The sequence below is a fragment of the Pseudooceanicola aestuarii genome (genome assembly GCF_010614805.1).
GTDB classification, from domain to species: Bacteria; Pseudomonadota; Alphaproteobacteria; order Rhodobacterales; family Rhodobacteraceae; genus Pseudooceanicola; species Pseudooceanicola aestuarii.
On the sequence record NZ_JAAFZC010000001.1, the window covers coordinates 513,279 to 532,371 of the forward strand.

The 19,093-nt window shown below is 66.8% G+C and carries 18 protein-coding genes; 2 read left to right on the top strand and 16 right to left on the bottom strand.

The window, feature by feature from the left end; all coding sequences use genetic code 11:
* Nucleotides 1-85: 85 nt before the first annotated feature.
* From G5A46_RS02320 to G5A46_RS02340, 5 genes are read right to left on the bottom strand one after another with little or no spacing between them, the layout of a single operon-like run.
* Nucleotides 86-940 carry an ATP-binding cassette domain-containing protein gene (locus G5A46_RS02320; RefSeq protein ID WP_163846929.1) on the bottom strand — a complete coding sequence of 285 codons (855 nt, stop codon included), beginning with the start codon at nt 938-940 and terminating at the stop codon, nt 86-88.
* Nucleotides 937-1,896: an ABC transporter ATP-binding protein gene (locus tag G5A46_RS02325; protein WP_163846931.1), complete on the bottom strand. Its 960-nt coding sequence runs from the start codon at nt 1,894-1,896 to the stop codon at nt 937-939. The genes G5A46_RS02320 and G5A46_RS02325 overlap by 4 nt, the downstream gene beginning before the upstream one ends.
* Entirely contained in the window at nt 1,893-2,822 is a 930-nt protein-coding gene (locus G5A46_RS02330; protein WP_239520582.1) for an ABC transporter permease, read from the bottom strand. The genes G5A46_RS02325 and G5A46_RS02330 overlap by 4 nt, the downstream gene beginning before the upstream one ends.
* A complete protein-coding gene (locus G5A46_RS02335) occupies nt 2,819-3,766 on the bottom strand; it encodes an ABC transporter permease (RefSeq protein ID WP_163846933.1) in 948 nt (315 codons plus the stop codon). Before G5A46_RS02335 ends, G5A46_RS02330 begins: the two co-directional genes overlap by 4 nt.
* Nucleotides 3,767-3,825: 59 nt before the next feature.
* Nucleotides 3,826-5,304 carry an ABC transporter substrate-binding protein gene (locus G5A46_RS02340; protein WP_163846935.1) on the bottom strand — a complete coding sequence of 493 codons (1,479 nt, stop codon included), beginning with the start codon at nt 5,302-5,304 and terminating at the stop codon, nt 3,826-3,828.
* Nucleotides 5,305-5,475: 171 nt separating this feature from the next.
* Between G5A46_RS02340 and trmB the strand changes: the two genes are divergently transcribed.
* Entirely contained in the window at nt 5,476-6,186 is a 711-nt protein-coding gene (gene trmB, locus G5A46_RS02345) for a tRNA (guanosine(46)-N7)-methyltransferase TrmB (protein ID WP_163846937.1), read from the top strand.
* Nucleotides 6,187-6,192: 6 nt separating this feature from the next.
* On the opposite strand, the gene G5A46_RS02350 is transcribed toward trmB, so the two are convergent.
* The 10 genes from G5A46_RS02350 to G5A46_RS02400 form a co-directional block, all read right to left on the bottom strand.
* Nucleotides 6,193-6,864, bottom strand: coding sequence for a hypothetical protein (locus G5A46_RS02350; RefSeq protein ID WP_163846107.1), 672 nt, complete (start codon nt 6,862-6,864; stop codon nt 6,193-6,195).
* Entirely contained in the window at nt 6,764-7,804 is a 1,041-nt protein-coding gene (locus G5A46_RS02355) for an IS1595 family transposase (RefSeq protein ID WP_163846940.1), read from the bottom strand. The genes G5A46_RS02350 and G5A46_RS02355 overlap by 101 nt, the downstream gene beginning before the upstream one ends.
* 362 nt (nt 7,805-8,166) lie before the next feature.
* Nucleotides 8,167-9,582 (bottom strand): homospermidine synthase, encoded by a 1,416-nt coding sequence (locus tag G5A46_RS02365; RefSeq protein ID WP_163846944.1) that lies wholly within the window; start codon nt 9,580-9,582, stop codon nt 8,167-8,169.
* A gap of 145 nt (nt 9,583-9,727) precedes the next feature.
* Entirely contained in the window at nt 9,728-10,348 is a 621-nt protein-coding gene (gene rpsD / locus G5A46_RS02370) for a 30S ribosomal protein S4 (protein ID WP_163846946.1), read from the bottom strand.
* A gap of 213 nt (nt 10,349-10,561) precedes the next feature.
* Nucleotides 10,562-10,834, bottom strand: a complete 273-nt coding sequence (locus G5A46_RS02375; protein WP_163846948.1) for an amphi-Trp domain-containing protein — start codon at nt 10,832-10,834, stop codon at nt 10,562-10,564.
* 35 nt (nt 10,835-10,869) lie between these two features.
* Nucleotides 10,870-12,171, bottom strand: a complete 1,302-nt coding sequence (locus G5A46_RS02380; RefSeq protein ID WP_239520583.1) for a metallophosphoesterase — start codon at nt 12,169-12,171, stop codon at nt 10,870-10,872.
* Between the two features lie 26 nt (nt 12,172-12,197).
* Complete coding sequence (locus G5A46_RS02385; protein WP_163846950.1) at nt 12,198-12,950, bottom strand: histidine phosphatase family protein; 753 nt, start codon at nt 12,948-12,950, stop codon at nt 12,198-12,200.
* Entirely contained in the window at nt 12,943-14,022 is a 1,080-nt protein-coding gene (locus G5A46_RS02390; RefSeq protein ID WP_163846952.1) for an HprK-related kinase B, read from the bottom strand. Before G5A46_RS02390 ends, G5A46_RS02385 begins: the two co-directional genes overlap by 8 nt.
* Nucleotides 14,019-14,900 (bottom strand): GAK system ATP-grasp enzyme, encoded by an 882-nt coding sequence (locus G5A46_RS02395; protein WP_163846954.1) that lies wholly within the window; start codon nt 14,898-14,900, stop codon nt 14,019-14,021. Before G5A46_RS02395 ends, G5A46_RS02390 begins: the two co-directional genes overlap by 4 nt.
* A complete protein-coding gene (locus G5A46_RS02400) occupies nt 14,893-16,530 on the bottom strand; it encodes an aminoglycoside phosphotransferase family protein (RefSeq protein WP_163846956.1) in 1,638 nt (545 codons plus the stop codon). The genes G5A46_RS02395 and G5A46_RS02400 overlap by 8 nt, the downstream gene beginning before the upstream one ends.
* 162 nt (nt 16,531-16,692) lie before the next feature.
* On the opposite strand from G5A46_RS02400, the gene G5A46_RS02405 reads away from it, so the two are divergent.
* On the top strand, nt 16,693-17,874 hold the full coding sequence (locus G5A46_RS02405) for a GAK system CofD-like protein (protein ID WP_163846958.1): 1,182 nt from the start codon (nt 16,693-16,695) through the stop codon (nt 17,872-17,874).
* 43 nt (nt 17,875-17,917) lie between these two features.
* On the opposite strand, the gene G5A46_RS02410 is transcribed toward G5A46_RS02405, so the two are convergent.
* On the bottom strand, nt 17,918-19,069 hold the full coding sequence (locus G5A46_RS02410) for a Hint domain-containing protein (protein ID WP_163846960.1): 1,152 nt from the start codon (nt 19,067-19,069) through the stop codon (nt 17,918-17,920).
* Nucleotides 19,070-19,093 lie beyond the last annotated feature (24 nt).

Below are 19,093 nucleotides of genomic sequence, written 5' to 3' on the forward strand. Positions count from 1 at the left end.
CCTTCGGAATGGCAAGGGACGCGCGGGTGGCGCCCGTCAAGGGTCTGACGGCGGGGGCCGGCAAGGTATGATCAGGCGGCTCGCATCAGGCGGGTGCGCGCACCGTGGCCAGGGTGGCCGTGGCGGCGTCACCGGATGCGCCGCCGGGGCCTTCGGTCCGCGGGGCCAGCCGTGCGGCGGCGAGCAGGGACCGGGTGTATTCGGCCTGCGGGTCGCGCAGGATGGCCCCGGCACGGCCCTGTTCCTCAACCCGCCCGCGCCGCATGACCAGCAGATCGTCACAGAGGCTGGCCACCACCGCCAGATCGTGGCTGATGAACAGGATGCCGACGCCCATCGCCTCTTGCAGATCCATCAGCAGGTTCAGGATCTGCGCCCGCACAGAGACATCAAGCGCCGAGACAGCCTCGTCCGCGACGATCAGCGCGGGTTTGGTGATGACGGCGCGGGCGATGGCAATGCGCTGGCGCTGTCCGCCAGAGAATTCATGCGGGTACTTGTCCGCATCCGCCGGTCGCAACCCGACCTGGGTCAGCGCGTTGGCGATGGCCTCGCCGGTGGCAGGCTGGCCGGCGCCGCGCAGCGGCTGGGCGATGGACCATCCCACCGGGCGGCGCGGATCGAGCGAGCCGAACGGATCCTGAAAGATCATCTGGAATCGCGGCCGCAGCGCGCGCAACGCCGCCCCGCGCAGGGCGTGGATATCCTGGCCGTCGATCAGGACACGGCCGGCATCGGGGGCTTCGAACCCCATGACCATACGGGCGAGGGTGGATTTGCCCGACCCGCTTTCTCCGACGATGCCCATGGTGCGCCCGGCCTTCAGAATGAAGGAGATGCCATCCACCGCCACCAGCGGCGGCTGGGCCCGCAACAGGCTGCGGCGTGGGCGGGGATAGCGACGGGTGACGCCTTCGACGGACAGAAGGGGGGTGCTCATGCGGGAACCTCCGCAGGCAAGAGGTGACAGGCGGCGCGGCTGTTGACGCCGGTCGTGACCTCTGCCGGGCGAGTGGCGGCGCAGCGCGGCAGCTCCGCATCGCAACGCCCTGCGAACCGGCAGCCCTGCGGCAGATCCTCCAGCGCGGGGACGTGGCCGGGGATCACCGGAAGTCGGCGGCGCAGCCCGTCGGCATCCAGATCCGGCCGCGCCGCCAGCAGGCCACGGGTATAGGGATGCGCGGGCTGCGACAGGACGCGCGCGGTCGGACCGCGTTCGACGATCTCTCCGCCATACATCACAGCGATCTCCCGCGTGGTGCGGGTCACGGCGGCCAGATCGTGACTGATGAACATCAGCGCCATGCCACGATCCTCCGCCAGGCGGACCAGCAGATCAGTGATGCGCAGCGCGACATGGGCGTCCAGTGCGGTCGTCGGTTCGTCCGCGATCAGCAGTTCGGGATCGCAGGCCAGCGCCAGCGCGATCAGAACCCGCTGACGCTGTCCGCCCGACAATTCATGCGGATACTGGCGCAGCTTGGCCTCCGGCTCGGCGATGCCGACCTCCTGGAACAGCTCCAGCGCGCGGAGGCGGGCGGCGCGGCGGGTCAGGCCCATGTGCAGGCGCAGCGGTTCGGCCACGGTGTCCCCGACGCGGCGCAGCGGGTTCAGCGCGGTCATCGGTTCCTGAAAGATCATGGCGATGCGCCGTGCCCGCAGTGCCTGCCATGCGCGTTCCCCGGACTGGCCCATGTCCTGCCCGTCCAGCGCGATTCGGCCCGACAGGCGCGCCGCATCGGGCAACATGCCCATCAAGACCAGACCCAGCATCGACTTGCCCGATCCGCTTTCGCCCACCACACCGACACGGGCGCCGCGCGTCAGGTTGAAATCCACCCCACGCAACGCCTGCGCGGGACCGAAGCTGACGGTGATATCATTAGCCTCGATCATGTGCGGGCCCTCACCAGCCGGGGGTCGGTGACATCGCGCAGCCCGTCGCCCAGCAGGCCAAAGCCCAGGACGGCGGCGACGATGCACAGACCGGGGTAGACCGCCAGTTGCGGCGCCAGGTACATCAATGTCTGCGCCTCCGACAGCATCCGCCCCCAGGAGGGCATCGGCGGCTGCGCGCCCAGACCCAGGTAGGATAGCGCCGCCTCCGCCAGGATGGCCACGGCAAATTCGATGGTTGCCTGCACGATCAGCGGCGCGGCGATGTTGGGCAGAATGTGATCGCGGGTCAGCCGCACGGCGCCGAACCCGGCGGCGCGGCCTGCGAGCACGTAGTCGCGGGTCCAGACCACGTTGGCCGCTCCCCGCGCCACGCGGGCAAAGATCGGGATGTTGATGAAGGCGATGGCCAACACCGCGTTCGACAAAGACGGCCCGAAGGCCGCCGCCAGCATGATCGCGAACAGCAGCGCCGGAAAGGCAAAGCTGAGATCGGCGAACCGCATCACCAGCGTTTCCACCCAGCCGCCAAAGGCACTGGCCGCAAGGCCCAGCACCGTCCCGATAGAGCCGCCCAGCAGCACCGCCACCAGCGCCACGGTCATCGAATTGCGCGCCGCCACCATCAGCTGGCTCACCACGTCGCGGCCCAACTGATCGGTGCCCAGCCAATGGCTGGCGGAGGGGGCGGCGAACTTGTTCGACACCGCCAGAACCGCATGCGGATGCGGCGTCCAGAGCAGCGACAGCCCGGCCGCCAGCAGCACCAGCGCCACCAGCCCGCCGCCCAGCCACAAGTTCACGGGGCGTCGGGCGGCGGCGGTCTTGCCCGCAGGCGGGGAAGGCGCCTCCGGGCCGGTGCCGCCGGCCATGCCCCGCCGCCCGAACAGGCCCCTCCGCTGTTTCACGCCAATCTGCTCGCTCATGCCAATCGGGCCCTCAATCGCGGGTCGATCAGCACATAGGCGATATCGACCAGGAAATTCGCCGTGACCACCACGGCGGCGAACATCACCACCAGGGCCTGCACGGTGAACAGGTCACGGTTGGCGATGGCCTGGAAGATCAGGCGCCCCAGACCCGGCAGGTAGAACACGTTTTCGATCACGATGGTGCCGGTGACGACGCTGGCGAATTGCATCCCCACGATGGTCACGATGGGCACCAGCGCATTTGGCAGCACATGCCGCCACAGGATGCGCCGCCGTCCCAACCCGGTGGCCCGTGCGGTGCGCACGAAATCCAGCCGCAGAACCTCCAGCGCGGAGGAGCGCGTGACTCGCGCCAGCACCGCCGATTGCACCAGCGCCAGCGCCGTGACCGGCAGGATCAGCGACCGCAGGGCCAGTACCGGCTCCTCCCAGCCGGGGAAGCCGCCGGGCGGCAACCAGCGCAGGTTCACCGCAAACAACATGACCAGCAGGATCGACAGCCAGAAGGCAGGAATGGCGATGCCCAGCTGCGACAGGACCATCACGGCCCAATCCCCGCCGCGCCCGTGGTTCGCGGCCGCTGCCACGCCCAGCACCAGGGCCAGCGACAGGGTCACCAGCATGCCCCCGGCGGCCAGCGACAGGGTCAGCGGCAGGCGTTCCGCGATCAGGCCGGAGACAGGAACGCCGAAGGAGTAGCTTTCTCCGAAATCGCCCCGAAGCGCGCCCAGGATCCATTCGACATAGCGCTGCCACAGCGGAGCATCCAGCCCCAGCTCGGCGCGCAGGGCGGCGCGGGCATCCTCGGTCGCGTCAAGGCCCAGGATGGTCAGGGCGGGATCGCCGGGCAGAACGTTCATCGTCAGGAAGACGATCAGCGAAACGGCCAGAAGCGTGGCGAGAAACCCGAAGGTGCGGCGAAGGAGGAATATCTGCATCTGTAAAACGCCGGGCGGCGGAGTCATCCGACCCCGCCGCCGCCTGCCTATTTGGCCCCTTACTGGATGGTGACACCGGCCAGCGGCGCGAACAGCACTGGCGAGTTCGCCCAGAACCCGTCGACATTTGTGGTGTAGACCCCCAGTTTCGGCAGCTGGAAGAGGAACCCGTGAATGGCGTTCTCCGTCAGGAAGCGCTGCGCCTGCTGTTCCAGCGCGATGCGCGCCTCGGGATCGGCTTCGGTCTTGATGTCGTTCCACAGGGTGTCGAACTCATCCGACTGATAGCCGTAGAAATAATCCGCACCCCGCGCAAAATTGCTGAGATCGTTGGGCGAGGTATGGGCGATCACGGTCATGTGGTAGTTCTTCTTCTTGTAGACCTCGTCCAGCCAGAAACCCCATTCCACGTTCTCCACCTTGGCCTTCACGCCGGCCTCGGCCAGCTGGGCCTGCACGATTTCACCAGTGCGGGTCGCATAGGGGAAGGGCGGAACGCGGATGATGATCTCTTCGTTGACGCCGGCCTCCTGGAACAGGGCGGCGGCCTTCTCGCTGTCATGCGGGTAAGTGTCGATCAGGTCCACATAGGCGGGGCCATGCGGCGGGTAGAAGCTGCCGATGGGTTCGGCGCGGCCGTACATGGCGCCATCGATGATCTCCTGCCGGTCGATGGCATGGCTGACGGCCTGGCGGACGGCCAGGGTGTCGAATGGCGGCTTGGAATTGTTCATCGCCAGGATGACTTCACCCATGGTTGAGCCGACGACCACGTTGAACCGGGGGTCGGCCTCGAACTGGTCCATCATCTCGGGGGCGGGGAAGCCGGGAAAGGCATCCAGCTCTCCGGCCATCAGCGCGGCGGAGGCCGCCGCCGGATCGGAGACGAAGCGGAATTCGACACGATCCACAGCCACGTCGGCGGCATCGCGATACTCGGCGAATTTCTCCAGAACCAGCCGGTCGCCGCGCGTCCAGTCGGCAAAGCGGAAGGGCCCGGTGCCCACGGGCGTGGTCTTGTTCGCCTCGACGCTTTCGGAGGCGATGATGGAGGCATCGCCCTGCGCCAGGTTGAACAGCAGGAAGGCGTCCTTGCGGTTCAGGGTGATCTTCACCGTCTGCGGGTCCACCACCTCGACGCTGTCGATCGGCTCGAAGATCCCCTTGGACGGGTTGGTGCTGTCCGCGCCCATGGCGCGGTCAAAGGTGAATTTCACATCCTCGGCGTCGAACGCGGTGCCGTCGTGGTAGCTCGCGCCTTCCACCAGGGTAAAGGTATAGGTCAGACCGTCCTCGGAGATCGTCCAATCCGTCGCCAGGTTGGGCAGGACCGCGCCGCTTTCGTCCACCGTGGTCAGCGATTCGTAGACGTTATGGGCCAGCATCCCGTCGATGGACGCGGTGGCATCCGCCGTCGGGTCCAGCACGGTCGGCTCCTGCTGCATGCCGATGCGCAGGACGGTATCGGCCAGCGCGGGCGTGCACAGCCCGGCGGACAGGGCGATCGTTGCGGCAAGAAAGGTGGGCTTGATGGTCATCAGGTCTGACTCCTCGGTTTCCCCTGCGCCCTAGAGAAGCAGCATGACGCTTCTGCGACAATGAAAAAACACTTTTGCAACGCGAGATAGCGCCCTTGCGTCACCCCGGCAGGCACTTGGCGCCGCCGCTGGACCGTTGCACCGCCGCGCTGTGGCGGCTAATCCCCCGGGATGAGCGATCAACACCCCTCCGGCGCCCCGTGGCGCAATTTCTACGGCCGGTTCAAGGGCAAGGGCCTGCGCAAGTCGCAGGAAGCCTATCTGGACGAGGATCTGGCCCAACTCTCCCCCGGCGCCGTCGGCTGGGAGGAAAATCCCGACCGCGCGCCGCTGGACCTGCCGACGTTGTTTGGCGGTCGAGACATCTGGCTGGAAATCGGCTTTGGCGGCGGAGAGCACCTGGTGCACCAGGCGCAGCAGAACCCCGGCGTGGGTATCATCGGGGCGGAACCCTATATCAATGGCGTCGCGATGCTGCTGGGCAAGATCCGCACGGCGCAGGTGGACAATCTGGCCATCCATCCCGGCGATGCGCGCGACCTGTTCGACGTGCTGCCCGATGCCAGCATCTCCCGCGCTTTTCTGCTGTACCCCGACCCCTGGCCCAAGAAACGCCACCACCGCCGCAGGTTCGTCACCCCCGAACATCTGGAGCCGCTGGCCCGCGTGCTGAAACCCGGCGCGATCTTCCGCGTGGCGACCGATATCCCCGACTACGTGCGCCAGACCCTGCAACAGCTGCCGCGCCACGGTTTCGACTGGCTGGCCGAAGCGCCCGATGACTGGCGCCGCCCCTGGGACGACTGGATTTCCACCCGCTACGAACAAAAGGCCCTGCGCGAGGACCGCACCCCGCATTACCTGACCTTCCGGCGGGTGTGAGGGGGGCTAGTTCGCGGCGTTGACGGTGGTCAACCGCTCGAATTGTTCGAGAAACTCTTCCATCTTGGGTGACGGTTGTTTTCCAAAAGCGGAAACCGCAAGGAAAGTGGCCATCAGAGATTTATAAGAATATCCAGGCATCGCTGCCGCGAATTTGTTTTGATGACTTGTTTCGCTTAATCCGCGCACATAAAATTTTGGATCGCATCCGCCGCACATCTCCATAATTGTCAATGATGATCCGTGGACGAAACCGGAAAAGGCCTTTTGCAGCACAAGCCCAGTGCTGGACCACGTATTTCGATCGGAATGTGTACCACCCATTCGATCTAAATACGCGCGAACCTTTTTCCGCGGCACTTCGCCCTTTTTCAGATCCGGTCTTCCAGTGGGGGCGCCCTCTACAAGTTCTTGGCCATAAAAAGCCGCCAGGAATCGCTCATGCAGCGGTGGCAAGGTTTCCTCACGCGTTCCCAAATAAAGAAAGACGATATCTTCGCAAGTTTCCTCAATTTGCCGTATTAGGGCGCCCAACTCCTGAAGAAAGCCAGCGTTCAGCAAGAGATCGGCGGCGATGTCAGCATAGCGTGTTGGTCGGTCGCGGCGTGTCGAGGAACGTCTTGAAGATCGCGAGGTAATCGCGATCTCCGTTTTCTCGGGCTGCGTGCCAACGGCCATAGGCCTTGAGGTTCTGCGATGCCGGCCCACAGAATGGGCGGATGAAGTCCCGGTAGCGGCTGATCAGGGCATTCACGGTATTGATGTGATGGGTCTTCGGCGTGCGGCGCGACCGCTTCCCACCGTTCAGCGCGAAGTGGGTGATGCGCGTGGTCTTTGCGATCGCCTCGTAGGTCACGTGGCCATCGGTGCAGAGCACGGCGTCCGGCGCCATCGTAGGCAGCAGCGCCCCAGAGACCTCCTGTTCGGTCACCTTGTTCACTGCCTCCATCGCGCGATGTCCGCCCCTGTCGGTAACGGCCACCAAGTTCTTGTTCCACGCCAGCCAACCACCGGGAGGCGCCTTCACGGTGGCGTTCCGGCTTTTGTAGTAGCGCCACGGCTCCCTCGGCGGACGCGGCACATTCAGGGGATCTGCCTGATATCGCACCCATTCCCGCGACGCCTTTCTGCTTTCGCGCTGTCGGGCTTCATCGGCTTCGACGATGCCTGACATCACTCCGGTCCGTTCCGCAGGCAGGAGACGGATGATCGCCATGCGCCAGCGCCAGGCCGTGTGCCGTGAGATTCCCAGCTTTTCGGCAGCCTTGCGACACGACCAGGGTTTCTCGGCCTCCATCATGTTCCGCACGAGGTCGATGAAGAGATCCGGCCTGCGGATGCCAGCGATTGGCGTTCCGGTCAGCCCTGACCAGGTGGCGCCGCAGTCATCGCATCTCCAGCGTTGCGCGCCAGTCCGGGTATGGCCCCACCGACACCGCTTCGACGAGGCGCAGCGCGGACAACCTTGGTCGGCCTCCTCCCCGCAGCGAGCATCGAGAGCGAGCACGGCCTCGACGCGGCGTTGGGAGTCTGTCACAGCTGTGCCGAGTTGGGCGAGCTGCTGCGGTGTCAGCGCCCGGAGACTTGAGACGAGTTCTGCGAAGGCGGTCTTGTGCATAGTGCTCCTCCAGTGGGCCTGAAGGGGCGATATTAGCCATTTTCGGCAAAACGAAGGCCGACCAACACGCTATGCTGACATCGCCAGATCGGCGGCGTGCAGGGCGCTGACGAGGCGCGCCAGCTTTTGCACTATGGCTTGGTGAATCGTTTGCTCGGCGAACTGGTAAACGAACCCATCTGGGATCGGCACTGCTTTCGGCGGAGGCACGGCCATTGTCAAATCGTGCAAGACCTCCTCCATGCATTGGAGGAGATCCCGGTAGATTGCAGGCGTTTGGTCGACGTCCCCCATACAGCAAGGTTAGCGAACCTGCTGAAAACTGTCACCGTTGATTAAATCACGCCCGTCATCACTATCCTCTACCCCGCCAGCGTGTTGCGGAAGGCCCAGGGGTTTTCCTCGTCCAGCTCCTCGGGGAACTGGGTCTGGCGGTTGGTGAGCGGGGTCCAGTCGGTGTAATGCCCCTCCACCGGGCCAAGGTAGGGCTTCTGGATCTCCAGGCAGCGGGCGTGGTCAATCTCGTCCGTCTCCACGATGCCGGCACGGGGGTTTTCCAGCGCCCAGACCATGCCGGCCAGCACGGCAGAGGACACTTGCAGCCCGGTCGCGTTCTGATCGGGGGCCAGCGCCTTGGTCTCTTCGTTCGACAGGCGGGAGCCGTACCAGAGCGCGTTCTTCTCGTGACCGTAGAGCAGCACGCCCAGCTCATCGATACCGCTGTCGATCTCGTTCACGTCGAGAATGTGATGCACGTCCTGGATTTGTTCCGAGCCGAACATCTCGTGCAGGGACAGGACCGCATCGTCGCAGGGATGATAGGCGTAGTGGCAGGTGGGGCGGTACTCGGGATCGGCGGGGCTGCCGACGGTGTAGTAGTCGGCGATGGAAATCGCCTCGTTATGGGTGACGAGGAACCCGAATTGCGGGCCAGGCGTGGGGCACCAGGTGCGCACGCGGGTATTGGCGCCCGGACGATCCAGCCAGATGCCGGACATGCAGCCGCGGTCCTGACGGTGGGCGTCCTCGGGCATCCATGTCTCGGCGGTGCCCCACCCCAGTTCGGCGGGCTGGAACCCTTCGGCGATGAACCCTTCCACCGACCAGGTATTGACGAAGACCCCCGGATCGCGCGGAGCCAGGCGCACCTGGGTGTCGCGTTCCGCGATATGCACGCCCGCCACGCCCAGATCCTGCATCAGGCTGGCCCAGCCCGCGCGATCGGCAGGCGCGGTGGCGTCTCGGCCGGTGTCGGCGGCCAGTTTCAGCAGCGCATCCTTCACGAACCAGGACACCATGCCGGGGTTGGCGCCGCAGCAGCTGACGGCGGTGGTGCCACCAGGATTGGCGGCTTTCTCGTCCCGGACCGCCTGGCGCAGGGCATAATTGGTGCGGTCGGCATTGTCCTGCGTGTCGAAATAGAACCCGGCCCAGGGCTCTACCACAGTATCAATATAGAGCACCCCCTGCTCCCGACAGAAGCGCATCAGGTCCAGCGAGGAGGTATCGACGCTGAGGTTGACGACAAAGCCGGTCCCCGGCTCCATCAACCCGCCCAGAACCTCGCGGAAATTGGCCGGGGTCAGGGCCTGCGGCACATGGCGGATGCCGCGCGCGGCGATGTCGTCGGCCAGCGCGGGATCGGGATCCACGATCACCAGCTTGTCCCGGTCAAAGTCGAAATGCCGCTCGATCAGGGGCAGCGTCCCCCGCCCGATGGAGCCGAAGCCGATCAGGATCACGGGGCCGTCGATACGGGCATGGACAGGGTGGGACATCTGCGAATTCTCCTCTGGGCTGTCGGGGTCAGTCTAGCGCGTCCGGGCAGGGCGTCCATGCCCGCGCCCGAACCGCGAAGGGGCCGGAAACGCAAAAGGGCCACGCCCGTGGCGCGGCCCTTCGCAAATCCGGTGGCGCGGAACCTTAGTTCTGCGCGTAATATTCGATGACCAGGTTCGGTTCCATCACGACGGCATAGGGCACGTCGCTCAGGCCGGGGGTGCGGACGAAGGTTGCCGTCAGCTTGGAATGGTCGACTTCCATGTAATCGGGCACGTCACGTTCCGGCAGCTGGGTCGCTTCGAGGATCGCAGCCATCTGGCGGGATTTCTCGCGCACTTCGATGACGTCGCCTTCTTTCACCCGGTAGGAGGGGATGTTCACGCGACGGCCGTTAACCAGCACATGGCCGTGGTTCACGAACTGGCGTGCGGCGAAGATGGTCGGCACGAATTTCGCGCGGTAGACGACGGCGTCCAGGCGGCGTTCCAGCAGACCGATCAGCAGCTCGCCGGTGTCGCCCTTGCGGCGCTCGGCCTCACCGTAGATGCGGCGGAACTGTTTCTCGGTCAGGTCGCCGTAATAGCCTTTCAGCTTCTGCTTGGCGCGCAATTGCAGGCCGAAGTCGGACATCTTGCCCTTGCGGCGCTGGCCGTGCTGGCCGGGGCCGTATTCGCGGCGGTTCACCGGGGATTTGGCGCGGCCCCAGATGTTCTCGCCCATGCGACGGTCGATTTTGTACTTGGCAGACGTGCGTTTCGTCACGGCTGATCTCCTTCAGTTGTGGGCCGCACCGATCTGCGGCGGATGAAGGGCGTTGTCCTCTGGCCGAGGCCCGACAGGCATCCCCTCGCGGGGGCCACCAACACCAATGAAGGCGCGCTTATACGCGGCCCGGCCCCGGTGTCAACCGGTTGCGGCGGTCAGTTGCGGCGGTCGGTGGCACGATGGCCCGGTGGCGGCTCGCTGGGGTAGGCCTCACCCGGAGATACGGGGGGCGCCGGTTTCGGGCTTGCGCTCCGTCGGGTCGGTCCAGGACACGCGCAGGCTGACCTGGCAATCGGGGCCCTGGCGATCGGCCTTGATCCGCACGGTCATCAGGTCGGCGGTCGTCATCACCAGCTCATCCGTATCGTCGCCCAGCGTGATCTCCTTGTTGGAGAACCCCTTGGCCAGCGCGGTCAGCAATGTCTTCACCGTCTTGGCGTCCTGAAGCGATTCATGAAGGAACTGCCGGTCCGAAGTGCCCATCTGCCTGCCTTTCGTTGCCTGTCGTCCCACGGGTGTCACAAGGTCCGGTCAGGCGCAAAATGTTTCGCGCGCGGGTAATCCCGGCTTAGCCCGATCACGTCGCCGGAAGGATAGATCAGGGTCGCCCCGGCCCCAATTCCCCTCAACCCTTCCAGCCGACGCGACGCGCGGTCCAGCGTCACGTCGCCCTCCAGGTGCAACAGCCCGCACTTGGCCAGAAGATGCTGGCCATCGTGGCGGTTTACGTGGCCCTGCACAACCATGTGGATGCCCGCCCGATGCAATTGCAGCACCCCCTGTTCGGTCAACGCGCAATCGGTGGGCCGGTATTTGGTCCGCACCAGGTTGGCCAGTGGCCCGAAATAGAACCCCAGCGTCGCGCGCTGGCCGGCGGTGCGGTAGCGGGCGTTGACGGCCGCGGGGCCCTGGGTGGCCAGCAGCTCGCAGGTGGCGTCGCACAGCCCGGCGTGCACGAACAGCAACGAGCCGATCCGCGCCACCACGTCCATCTTGTCGTAGAACCAGAAATACGGCCCTCCGGGGTCAAAGAAGATCTCCTGACACTTCAGCACGGCGGCCAGCGTGTCGCGATGGCTCAGCCCGGCGCGGGTCATCTCCCGGTCCAGCTTGGCCAGCTTCTCGTTCAGCTTGATGATTTCCTTGGCGATGGCGCGGCGAGACAGGTCGGCGCGGGCGACCTGCGCAAAGCGCAGCGCCCAGTCGGCGCCGGGGCGCAGCCGTGCGGCACAGGCGGCTTCGTCCGGCAGGGCGGCAAGGTCTTCGGCGGTGACGAACCTGTCGCGGACCTCCCGCAGGGCGGGCAGGATCTTGCGGCCCATGCGGACGAACAGATGTTCGGTGGCGGCCGTGCGCGGGCCACAGATCGCATCCACCGCCATGCGCATCCGCAGATCGTGGTTGCCGGCCAGGATTTGCAGGTCGGCACCCTGCGCGCGCACCTGTGCCAACGCATCCAGCAGCGCCAGGTTGCTGGGCCCCTTGTCGAACGAATCGCCCCCCAGCACGATCCGCGCGGTGCGGCCGAAGGCGGTCAGCGTGATCCGCCCGGCCATCCGCCGCACCGCGCCCGCCGCGATCAGCGACCGCAGGAACCCCTCCGCGTCGGCATGAGGGTCGGAGACGAAGATGACCGGCCGCCGGGGCCAGTGCCAGCCACCATGCCGGCGGGCGCGTTCAAGACAGGCCTCGATCTGCGGCTGGCCGGTGGCGCCGGGCCAGGGAGCGACTTCGCGCGGCAGGTCGAACCTGCGGGCATCCCCCGCCGAGATCGGCGGCATCAGCTGGCCAACAGGAATATCGTGCAGGATCTGGGTCATCGGGGCCTCGATCGACAATGCCCGGATCAGTCGATTGGTTCCTCTTTCGGGGCCCTGACTTTCCACTGACCCGCCAAGTGCCGCCAGCTACCATGCGGCTGGTAACAGAACAGTAACGGTTCTGCGTGATACATGGAGAGCGCGGCGATTCTTTCCGGGGCCAGCAAGCCCAGGTGGCAGCAGGCATGGCGAAAGGCGGCACCGTGCCCAACATGCACCACCACCCGGCCCGATTGCAACGTGGCCTGAAGGTGGGCGGCGACGCGGGCGCCCGCCTCTGCCAGGCTTTCGGCACCCTCCAGCGGCAGACGGTAGTCGCGGTCGGATTTCCAGCCCGGTGGCGGGGCGGGATGGCGCGGATCGGCGGCCAGCACCGCCTCGATCTCCGCGACGGTCAGGTTGGCGGCCGATCCCAGCCCCCGCTCTGCCAGGGCAGAGGTCTGGCGCAGCGTCCGCACCTGGGCACCCAGCCGCAGGCGCACAGCTTCCGCCGTTTGCCAGGCCCGCAGCTGGCAGGAGGAATGGATCACGGGCGCCGGAACAAGCCCCCGCGCGGCCAGCATCGCGGCCAGCCGATCCGCCCCGGCACGAGCCTGCGCAAGGCCCTCCTCCGTCAGGGGAAACGGCTGGCGGGCAGACGGCGCATCGGCCCGCTGCCGGTAGGCGCCGTGCCGCAGAAAGGCGACATAGGCCGGCCCCGCACCCGCGCCCGGCTGCGCGGGCTGGATCTGCATCGCCACGCGCCGGCCCGGTCCGGTCCCTGCCCCGCTGTCAGCCATCGGCCAACTGCCCGGCGAACAGGGCCCGGCCGCGCGCCGCCAGCGCGTCGAAATCGACCCGGCCCGCGACCTCGCGCAGGGTCACACCGCGCAGCGCCGCCAGGTAGGGCGCCGGATCCGGGCGCGTGCCATCGGGTTCGAACCGCCCGTCAGGCGCCTGATGGAAGGGGCCGGGGCTTTTCATGATCGCGCCCAGCAGATCGGGACGCTCGGCCAGGGTGACGGTGGCCAGGCGCATCGGCGCGGCGGCGGCGCGCGACCAGTTCAGCACCCAGAACTCCGTCAGCGGCGCGGCATATTGCACCCGGCCCGGCCCGTAGGTCTTGCTGATCATAAGGTCGTGCTTGTCCTCCAGATCCCACAGGTCGGCAGGCGGCAGGGCCGCCAGCTCAGCCCGACGGGAGGCGGTCAGCAGATCGTGCAGGCGCGGGTTGCCCAGGATGGTGCCGGGGTTGATGCGCGGATGCTTGGGGATGCCCAGCGCCTGCCCGTTCTTCAGCAGCACACGGTCGTTGGAGACAAAGCGCGTGCCCGCGATATCCATCATCCGCAGGGCGGAGGTCGATTTCCCCCCCCCCGACAGGCCGGAGATCGCCAGCCCCTGGTCGCCATGGGTCACCGCCGCCGCATGGGCCAGTTGCCAGCCGGCGCGCATCCGGTCGCTCAGCACCTGCGTGTTGATGAAGTTGATCACCGTGCTGACGCTGTCGGTCAGCGGGCCAAGGGCAACCGCCACGCCCGGCGCCTGGACGAAGGTCACGCCGCTGCGAACCTTGCGCACCAACCGGCCGTCCTCCAGATCGCAGACCGCATCCTTGCGGCCGGTCTTGCCTTCCTCCCGGGCCCAGTCGGTCCAGCGGGGGGCGGGGGACAGGGCCTGATCCGGCAACAGATGCACGGAAATGGCGCCGGGCTTATCGCTCATCGCCTCGGCGAAATAGGCGGTCAGGGTCGCGCGCAGCGGGCCGGGGCACAGCACGGTGATCCCCACCGGCCCGATCGCCAGATGAAACGGCACCGCCTGCCGCGCAGGGGCCAGGTCCAGCCGGTCAAGGATTTCGGCGACCCTCATCCCCGGATCTCCCGCAGGACATGATCGGCCACCAGCGCGGCGGCGTCGATGCCGCAGCCCTGCTGCGCGCCGGAATAGCCGCCAAAGGCCGAAACCTCGAACACGATGGGGCCGTCCGGGGTCAGGGCGATGTCCACCGTGGTAAAGGTCAGCCCGAAGGGCGCCTGCGCCCGGCGCCCCAGCGCGATCAGCTCGGGGGTGGGCTCGAAGGGCGCATATTTGCCGCCGGAATGGATCGTGGTGTTCCAGCTGTCGCCCTGGCTGACCCGCGCATAGGTGCAGATATAGTCGCCGCCCAGAAAGACCATTCCCAGGTCGGCGCCCGACAGATCGGCCTTTTTCTGGATATACATCACCGGGTTGTCGGCACTGAACGCGGCGATCCGCGCCTCGGCGTCCGGGGCATCGTGGTCCAGCAGCATCATGCCCCGCGCCTTGGTGGAGAACAGCGGCTTGAACACCGCCGCGCCGTATCGGTCCAGTGCAGCGCGGGCGGCCTGCCGGTCTTCGGTGATCACGGTGGGCGGCATCGGAATATCGGCGCCGCGCAGGGTCACCGTGCAGGCCAGCCGATCCATCAGCCGCAGCACGTTGACCGCCGGGCTGAAGATCCGCACGCCACGGGCCTCCGCAACGCGCAACATTTCCAGCCGGTCCAGCGCATCGGGGCTGTATTCCTCCGCCACCTTCTTGAGGATCAGGGCATCCATCGCACCCAGATCGACACCGTCGCAGACCAGCGTGCCGGCCTCCAGGTCCAGAACCGCGCGGGACATGTCGATCACCTGACGACAGCCGGTACGGGCCGCCACCGCATCGGCCAGTGCCTCGGTCGACCATTTTCCGGGGGTTCCGATGACCCCGACCTTTTCAGTCACTGAACAGCATCCTTATGGGAAGTTTGAATCGCGCCTCCTTGCCCGGCGGCACCGCAAGGGCCTTTTCCAGGATATAGCGCGCGCGCAGCATCATGCGGCCCGCGTGATCGCGGTCCAGCACAAAGCGGGTTGAGCTGGCAAAGGACCGCGCCAGCCCCAGGGCCAGCCGGTATTCGAAACCGGGATCCTTCTGCCGCCGGGCGAATTTGGCCGCCACCTGGTGCATGTCGGTCACGACCCCGGCGATCCGCACCCGCGTGGCGGCATCGACCACCTGCAAGCGATAGTTCGACACCATGAAGACCGACACGTCCTGCACGTAATCCATGTAGCGGGAGCGGTGCAGATCGATGAACCGGATCTTCCCCGCCGCCGGATCGTAGATCACGTTGTCCAGGTTGAAATCGCCGTGAATATAGACGGAAAACGGTGCGATCATCGTCGCTTCGCGTTGGGCGGCGGCGGCGATCAGGGTTTCCAGGCTGTCCACCGTCAGCCCGTTGATCCGCTGGGTGCCGCGATTGAACCGGGGATGCAGGCGATAGCTGTCCTGCATCCGCCGGGCCAGCTGGTCCATGGCGCCCATCGCCGCCGGGTCTTCGGTGCGGGTCTGGCGCCAGATGTCGCGCACGGTACGGTGCAGCGCGGCCTGGGCACGGGCCAGTTCCGCATCCGATCCGCCCAGCACGATATCCTCGAAGGTGTGGCCATCCAGATGTTCGATCAGCAGCGCGGCGGATTTTCCGTGTTTCTCGTAGGACAGGATCTCGGGCACCAGGCCGGGATAGACGGAGTTCCAGCTTTTGACGCCGACACGCTCTTCCTTCAGCTTGCGGCGGTCGCCATCCTTGAACACCGCCGCCACCGACCGGCCCTTGCTGTCGCGGGTGGAGACGCTGGAAATCGCACTGCCTGAGCGGGTTTCGGCCAAGGGCTGAAGCGTAATCTTCTCGTCATCGCCGGCCAGCCCGTCCAGCACGCTGCGCAGGGTGAAATAGCGTTCGAACTTCACCGTCTGGCCAATGTTGATCGACAGCAGCGCCGCGGAAATCGCCTCCAGCGCCTCGCCCAAGCGATTGATTTCGTTCAGCGCCAGCAAGGCATGGGCCAGATCCTCGGTCTGTTTGGAGCTTGCCATGTCGCGGGTATAGGTGCGGAACAGCCGGTCGTGAAAACTGTCGAGCACCGCTCGCCGCCGGCCGATTTCCGCCGCCTGTGCGCTGTCGCGGCTGCGCAGCGCCGCCTGTACGCCCGCCAGCGTCTTGCGCACTTCCCGAAGCGGGGCGACATAGGTGTCGGCGCGCATCAGCCGGGGGCGGGCGATCTGCATCGCATGGCCTACGGCGCGGCGCGCCAGACGGGATATAAGGTCCAGGTTGCGCGCGATGGTGTCGACGCCTTGCAGGTGCTGATCCTGCGCCTGCCCGCGCTTGCCGCGCAGCGTCGCCGCCAGGCACGCCTTGCGCACCCGCACCGACAGGTTGTGCGAATAGCCCGCCCGGCTGATCAGCGCCTCCGCCCGAGGCGCGCCGGGGTCTTCGAAAAAGCCGATCAGCCGGGCCAGCTGGCCATCCAGCTCCGCCAGCAGAAAGGACATGTTCTCGTCCACCGCATCGGGCAGCTTTACCATGTGTCGCCCCTTGCCGGATCGGCCCGAACCAACCCCATGCGGGTGACAAGCGCGGCAAAGGATCGTATCAGGGGGCGTGACGTCATGGCGGCCTTATGCACCGCGGATCATAACAATTCAAAGACGGAAGTCCGACGGATCCGTCCCCCGCACGAGGCCGCGATGACACGGATCCGGATTGCACGCGAAATCGCCCTGCCCGATGATCTGCGTGTGGCGCGGGCGCGCAGTGCGCCGCATCTGGGGCCACGCATCCTGTTCTTCTCGGGCGGCAGCGCGCTGAACGGGATTTCGCGACAGCTGAAGCACTACAGCTTCAACTCCATCCACCTGATCACGCCCTTCGACAGCGGCGGCAGTTCGCAGATGCTGCGCGCGGCCTTCGACATGCCTGCCGTGGGCGATCTGCGCAGCCGGCTGATGGCGCTGGCGGACGAGACCGTGCTGGGCCAGCCTGACATCTACGCGCTGTTCAACTACCGCCTGCCCCGCGACGCCACGCCCAAGGCCCTGCGCTCCGAGGTTACGCAGCTGAAGGACGGGGCGCATCCGCTGCTGTCCGCGATTTCCAAACCGATGCGGCACTTGATCCACAGCTTGTTCCAGAACTTTCTGGACGCGGTTCCCGATGAGTTCGATTTCCGCAACGCCAGCATCGGCAACCTGATCCTGGCCGGGGGATACCTGTCCAACGACCGCGCACTGGAACCGGTGCTGTTCCTGATGTCCAAGATGGTCGACGTGCGCGGCACCGTCCGTGCCGTGGTCGACGAGAACCTGCAAATGGGGGTGGACCTGCGCGACGGCCGCCGGATCCAGTCGCAACGGCTGGTCAGCGGCAAGGAAGCCGCGCCGATCGACAGCCCCATCACCCGGATCTTTCTGTCCGACGGGATCCGTGAAGTACCGCCGGCCCTGGCCCCCCTGCCCAAGCGTAACCGCAAGCTGATCGGTCGCGCGGACGTGATCTGCTATCCGCCGGGCAGCCTGTACAGCAGTGTCGCGGTGAACCTGGTTCCCGCCGGGGTCGGCCGTGCCATCGCCGCGCGCCAGGTGCCCAAGGTCTACCTGCCCGGCCTTGGCACCGACCCGGAGGCCCTGGGCCATGACCTGTCCGATCAGGTGGCCGCCCTTCTGGCGCCGCTGCGCGCCGATGCCGGCCACGATCTGCCGGCCGACACCTTCATCAGCCATGTCATCTGCGACCTGTCACGGGATGCGCGGGACTGCGCCCGCGTCACCGATCGCCATGGCATCCCCTGCCTGCGCCTGCCCCTGGGCCAGCAGGGTCAGCCGAAATACGCCCCCCGACGCGTCGCCGAACTGCTGGTGTCGCTGGACTGACCCCACGCCCGGCGGAAGGGGGCCCAGGCGGCAGGGGGGGGTGTCAGGCAGCCTCGTGTCGCAGGATCGCAGCTTCGGGCGCGGACAGATTGCGCCGCGCCTGCGCGCCGTAGCTGCCCGGATCGCCAGCCAGCCCCGGCCATCCCGCCAGCAGCCGCGCGCGATCCGCCTCCGACAGCGCCGCGAGAGAGGCGCTGGCAGGGTGAAAGCTCTCTGTTTCCACGCCATTGGCCCAAACCACCTGGTGCGCCGGCAACAGCAGGTGGACATAGTGCACCTCCCGCAGGGCCGTGGCGCGGCGAATGTTGTGGCCGTTGACCAGGTCGCGCGCGGCGACCAGAACCTCGGGTGTGTTGAACAACCGTTGCGCGACAAGGCCCTGCACCAGAAGGCGGTGATCGGGCGAGACCAGGAAACCTTCCTCTGGCCGTTCGATCCCGAAGGCCCCGGCGCTGATCCGTACCGGACGCAGTTCCGGCATCAGGTGCAGCCGCGCGCCGGACAGCCGGCGCCCCCCGATCCACAGGATATCCTGCGGGCCGTTGTCCTTGGTCAGGACGCGGTCCCCTTCGGCCAGTGTTTCCACAAGGCGCGGGCCGTCGGGGGTGGAAATCCTGGTGCCGGGGGTAAAGCAGATGACCCCGCCGCCCGGCCCCGGCGTGGCGCGTGGCGGGCGATGGGAGATGACATGTTCGACCACCCACAGATCCTGGCCGGCCGGAGGCAAGGCGCCGGTGAACATCAACAGCGGGGTTGAGCGGTCATCGGTGCGGATCAGGGTGGCGGAATGGCAGCTGTGGCCGTCAGTCAGAACGAACCCTTCTTCGAACGGTGCGGATGCGGCCAGTGCGGGATCGCCCCGCGCCGGGCCAAGGTCAGAGCCGAGGGGGGAAGAGTTCGTCGGATCGAAGGCGGTCATGGTCCTGTCAGTCGGCGCCGTGTCGTCCGGATGTGGCGCCCGGCGCGATTGGCCCAGCAGGCGGCGCGCGTTGCGGGCGGCGCAGCGGCGCAGCCCCGCCTCCCCCACTGCACCGGCCAGGCGCAGCAGATCCGGCGGACCGTCGACGCGCAAGGCCTGACCGTGCCAGCACCAGGCCGACCCCGTGGCCATCGCCGCCGGGGGGGCGCCTCTCAGCCCGTCGATCTCGGTCTGGGACCATGAAATCACGTATGTGCCGCGGATACCCGTGGTCATGCCTGTCACCCTCGCCTCTGCCCG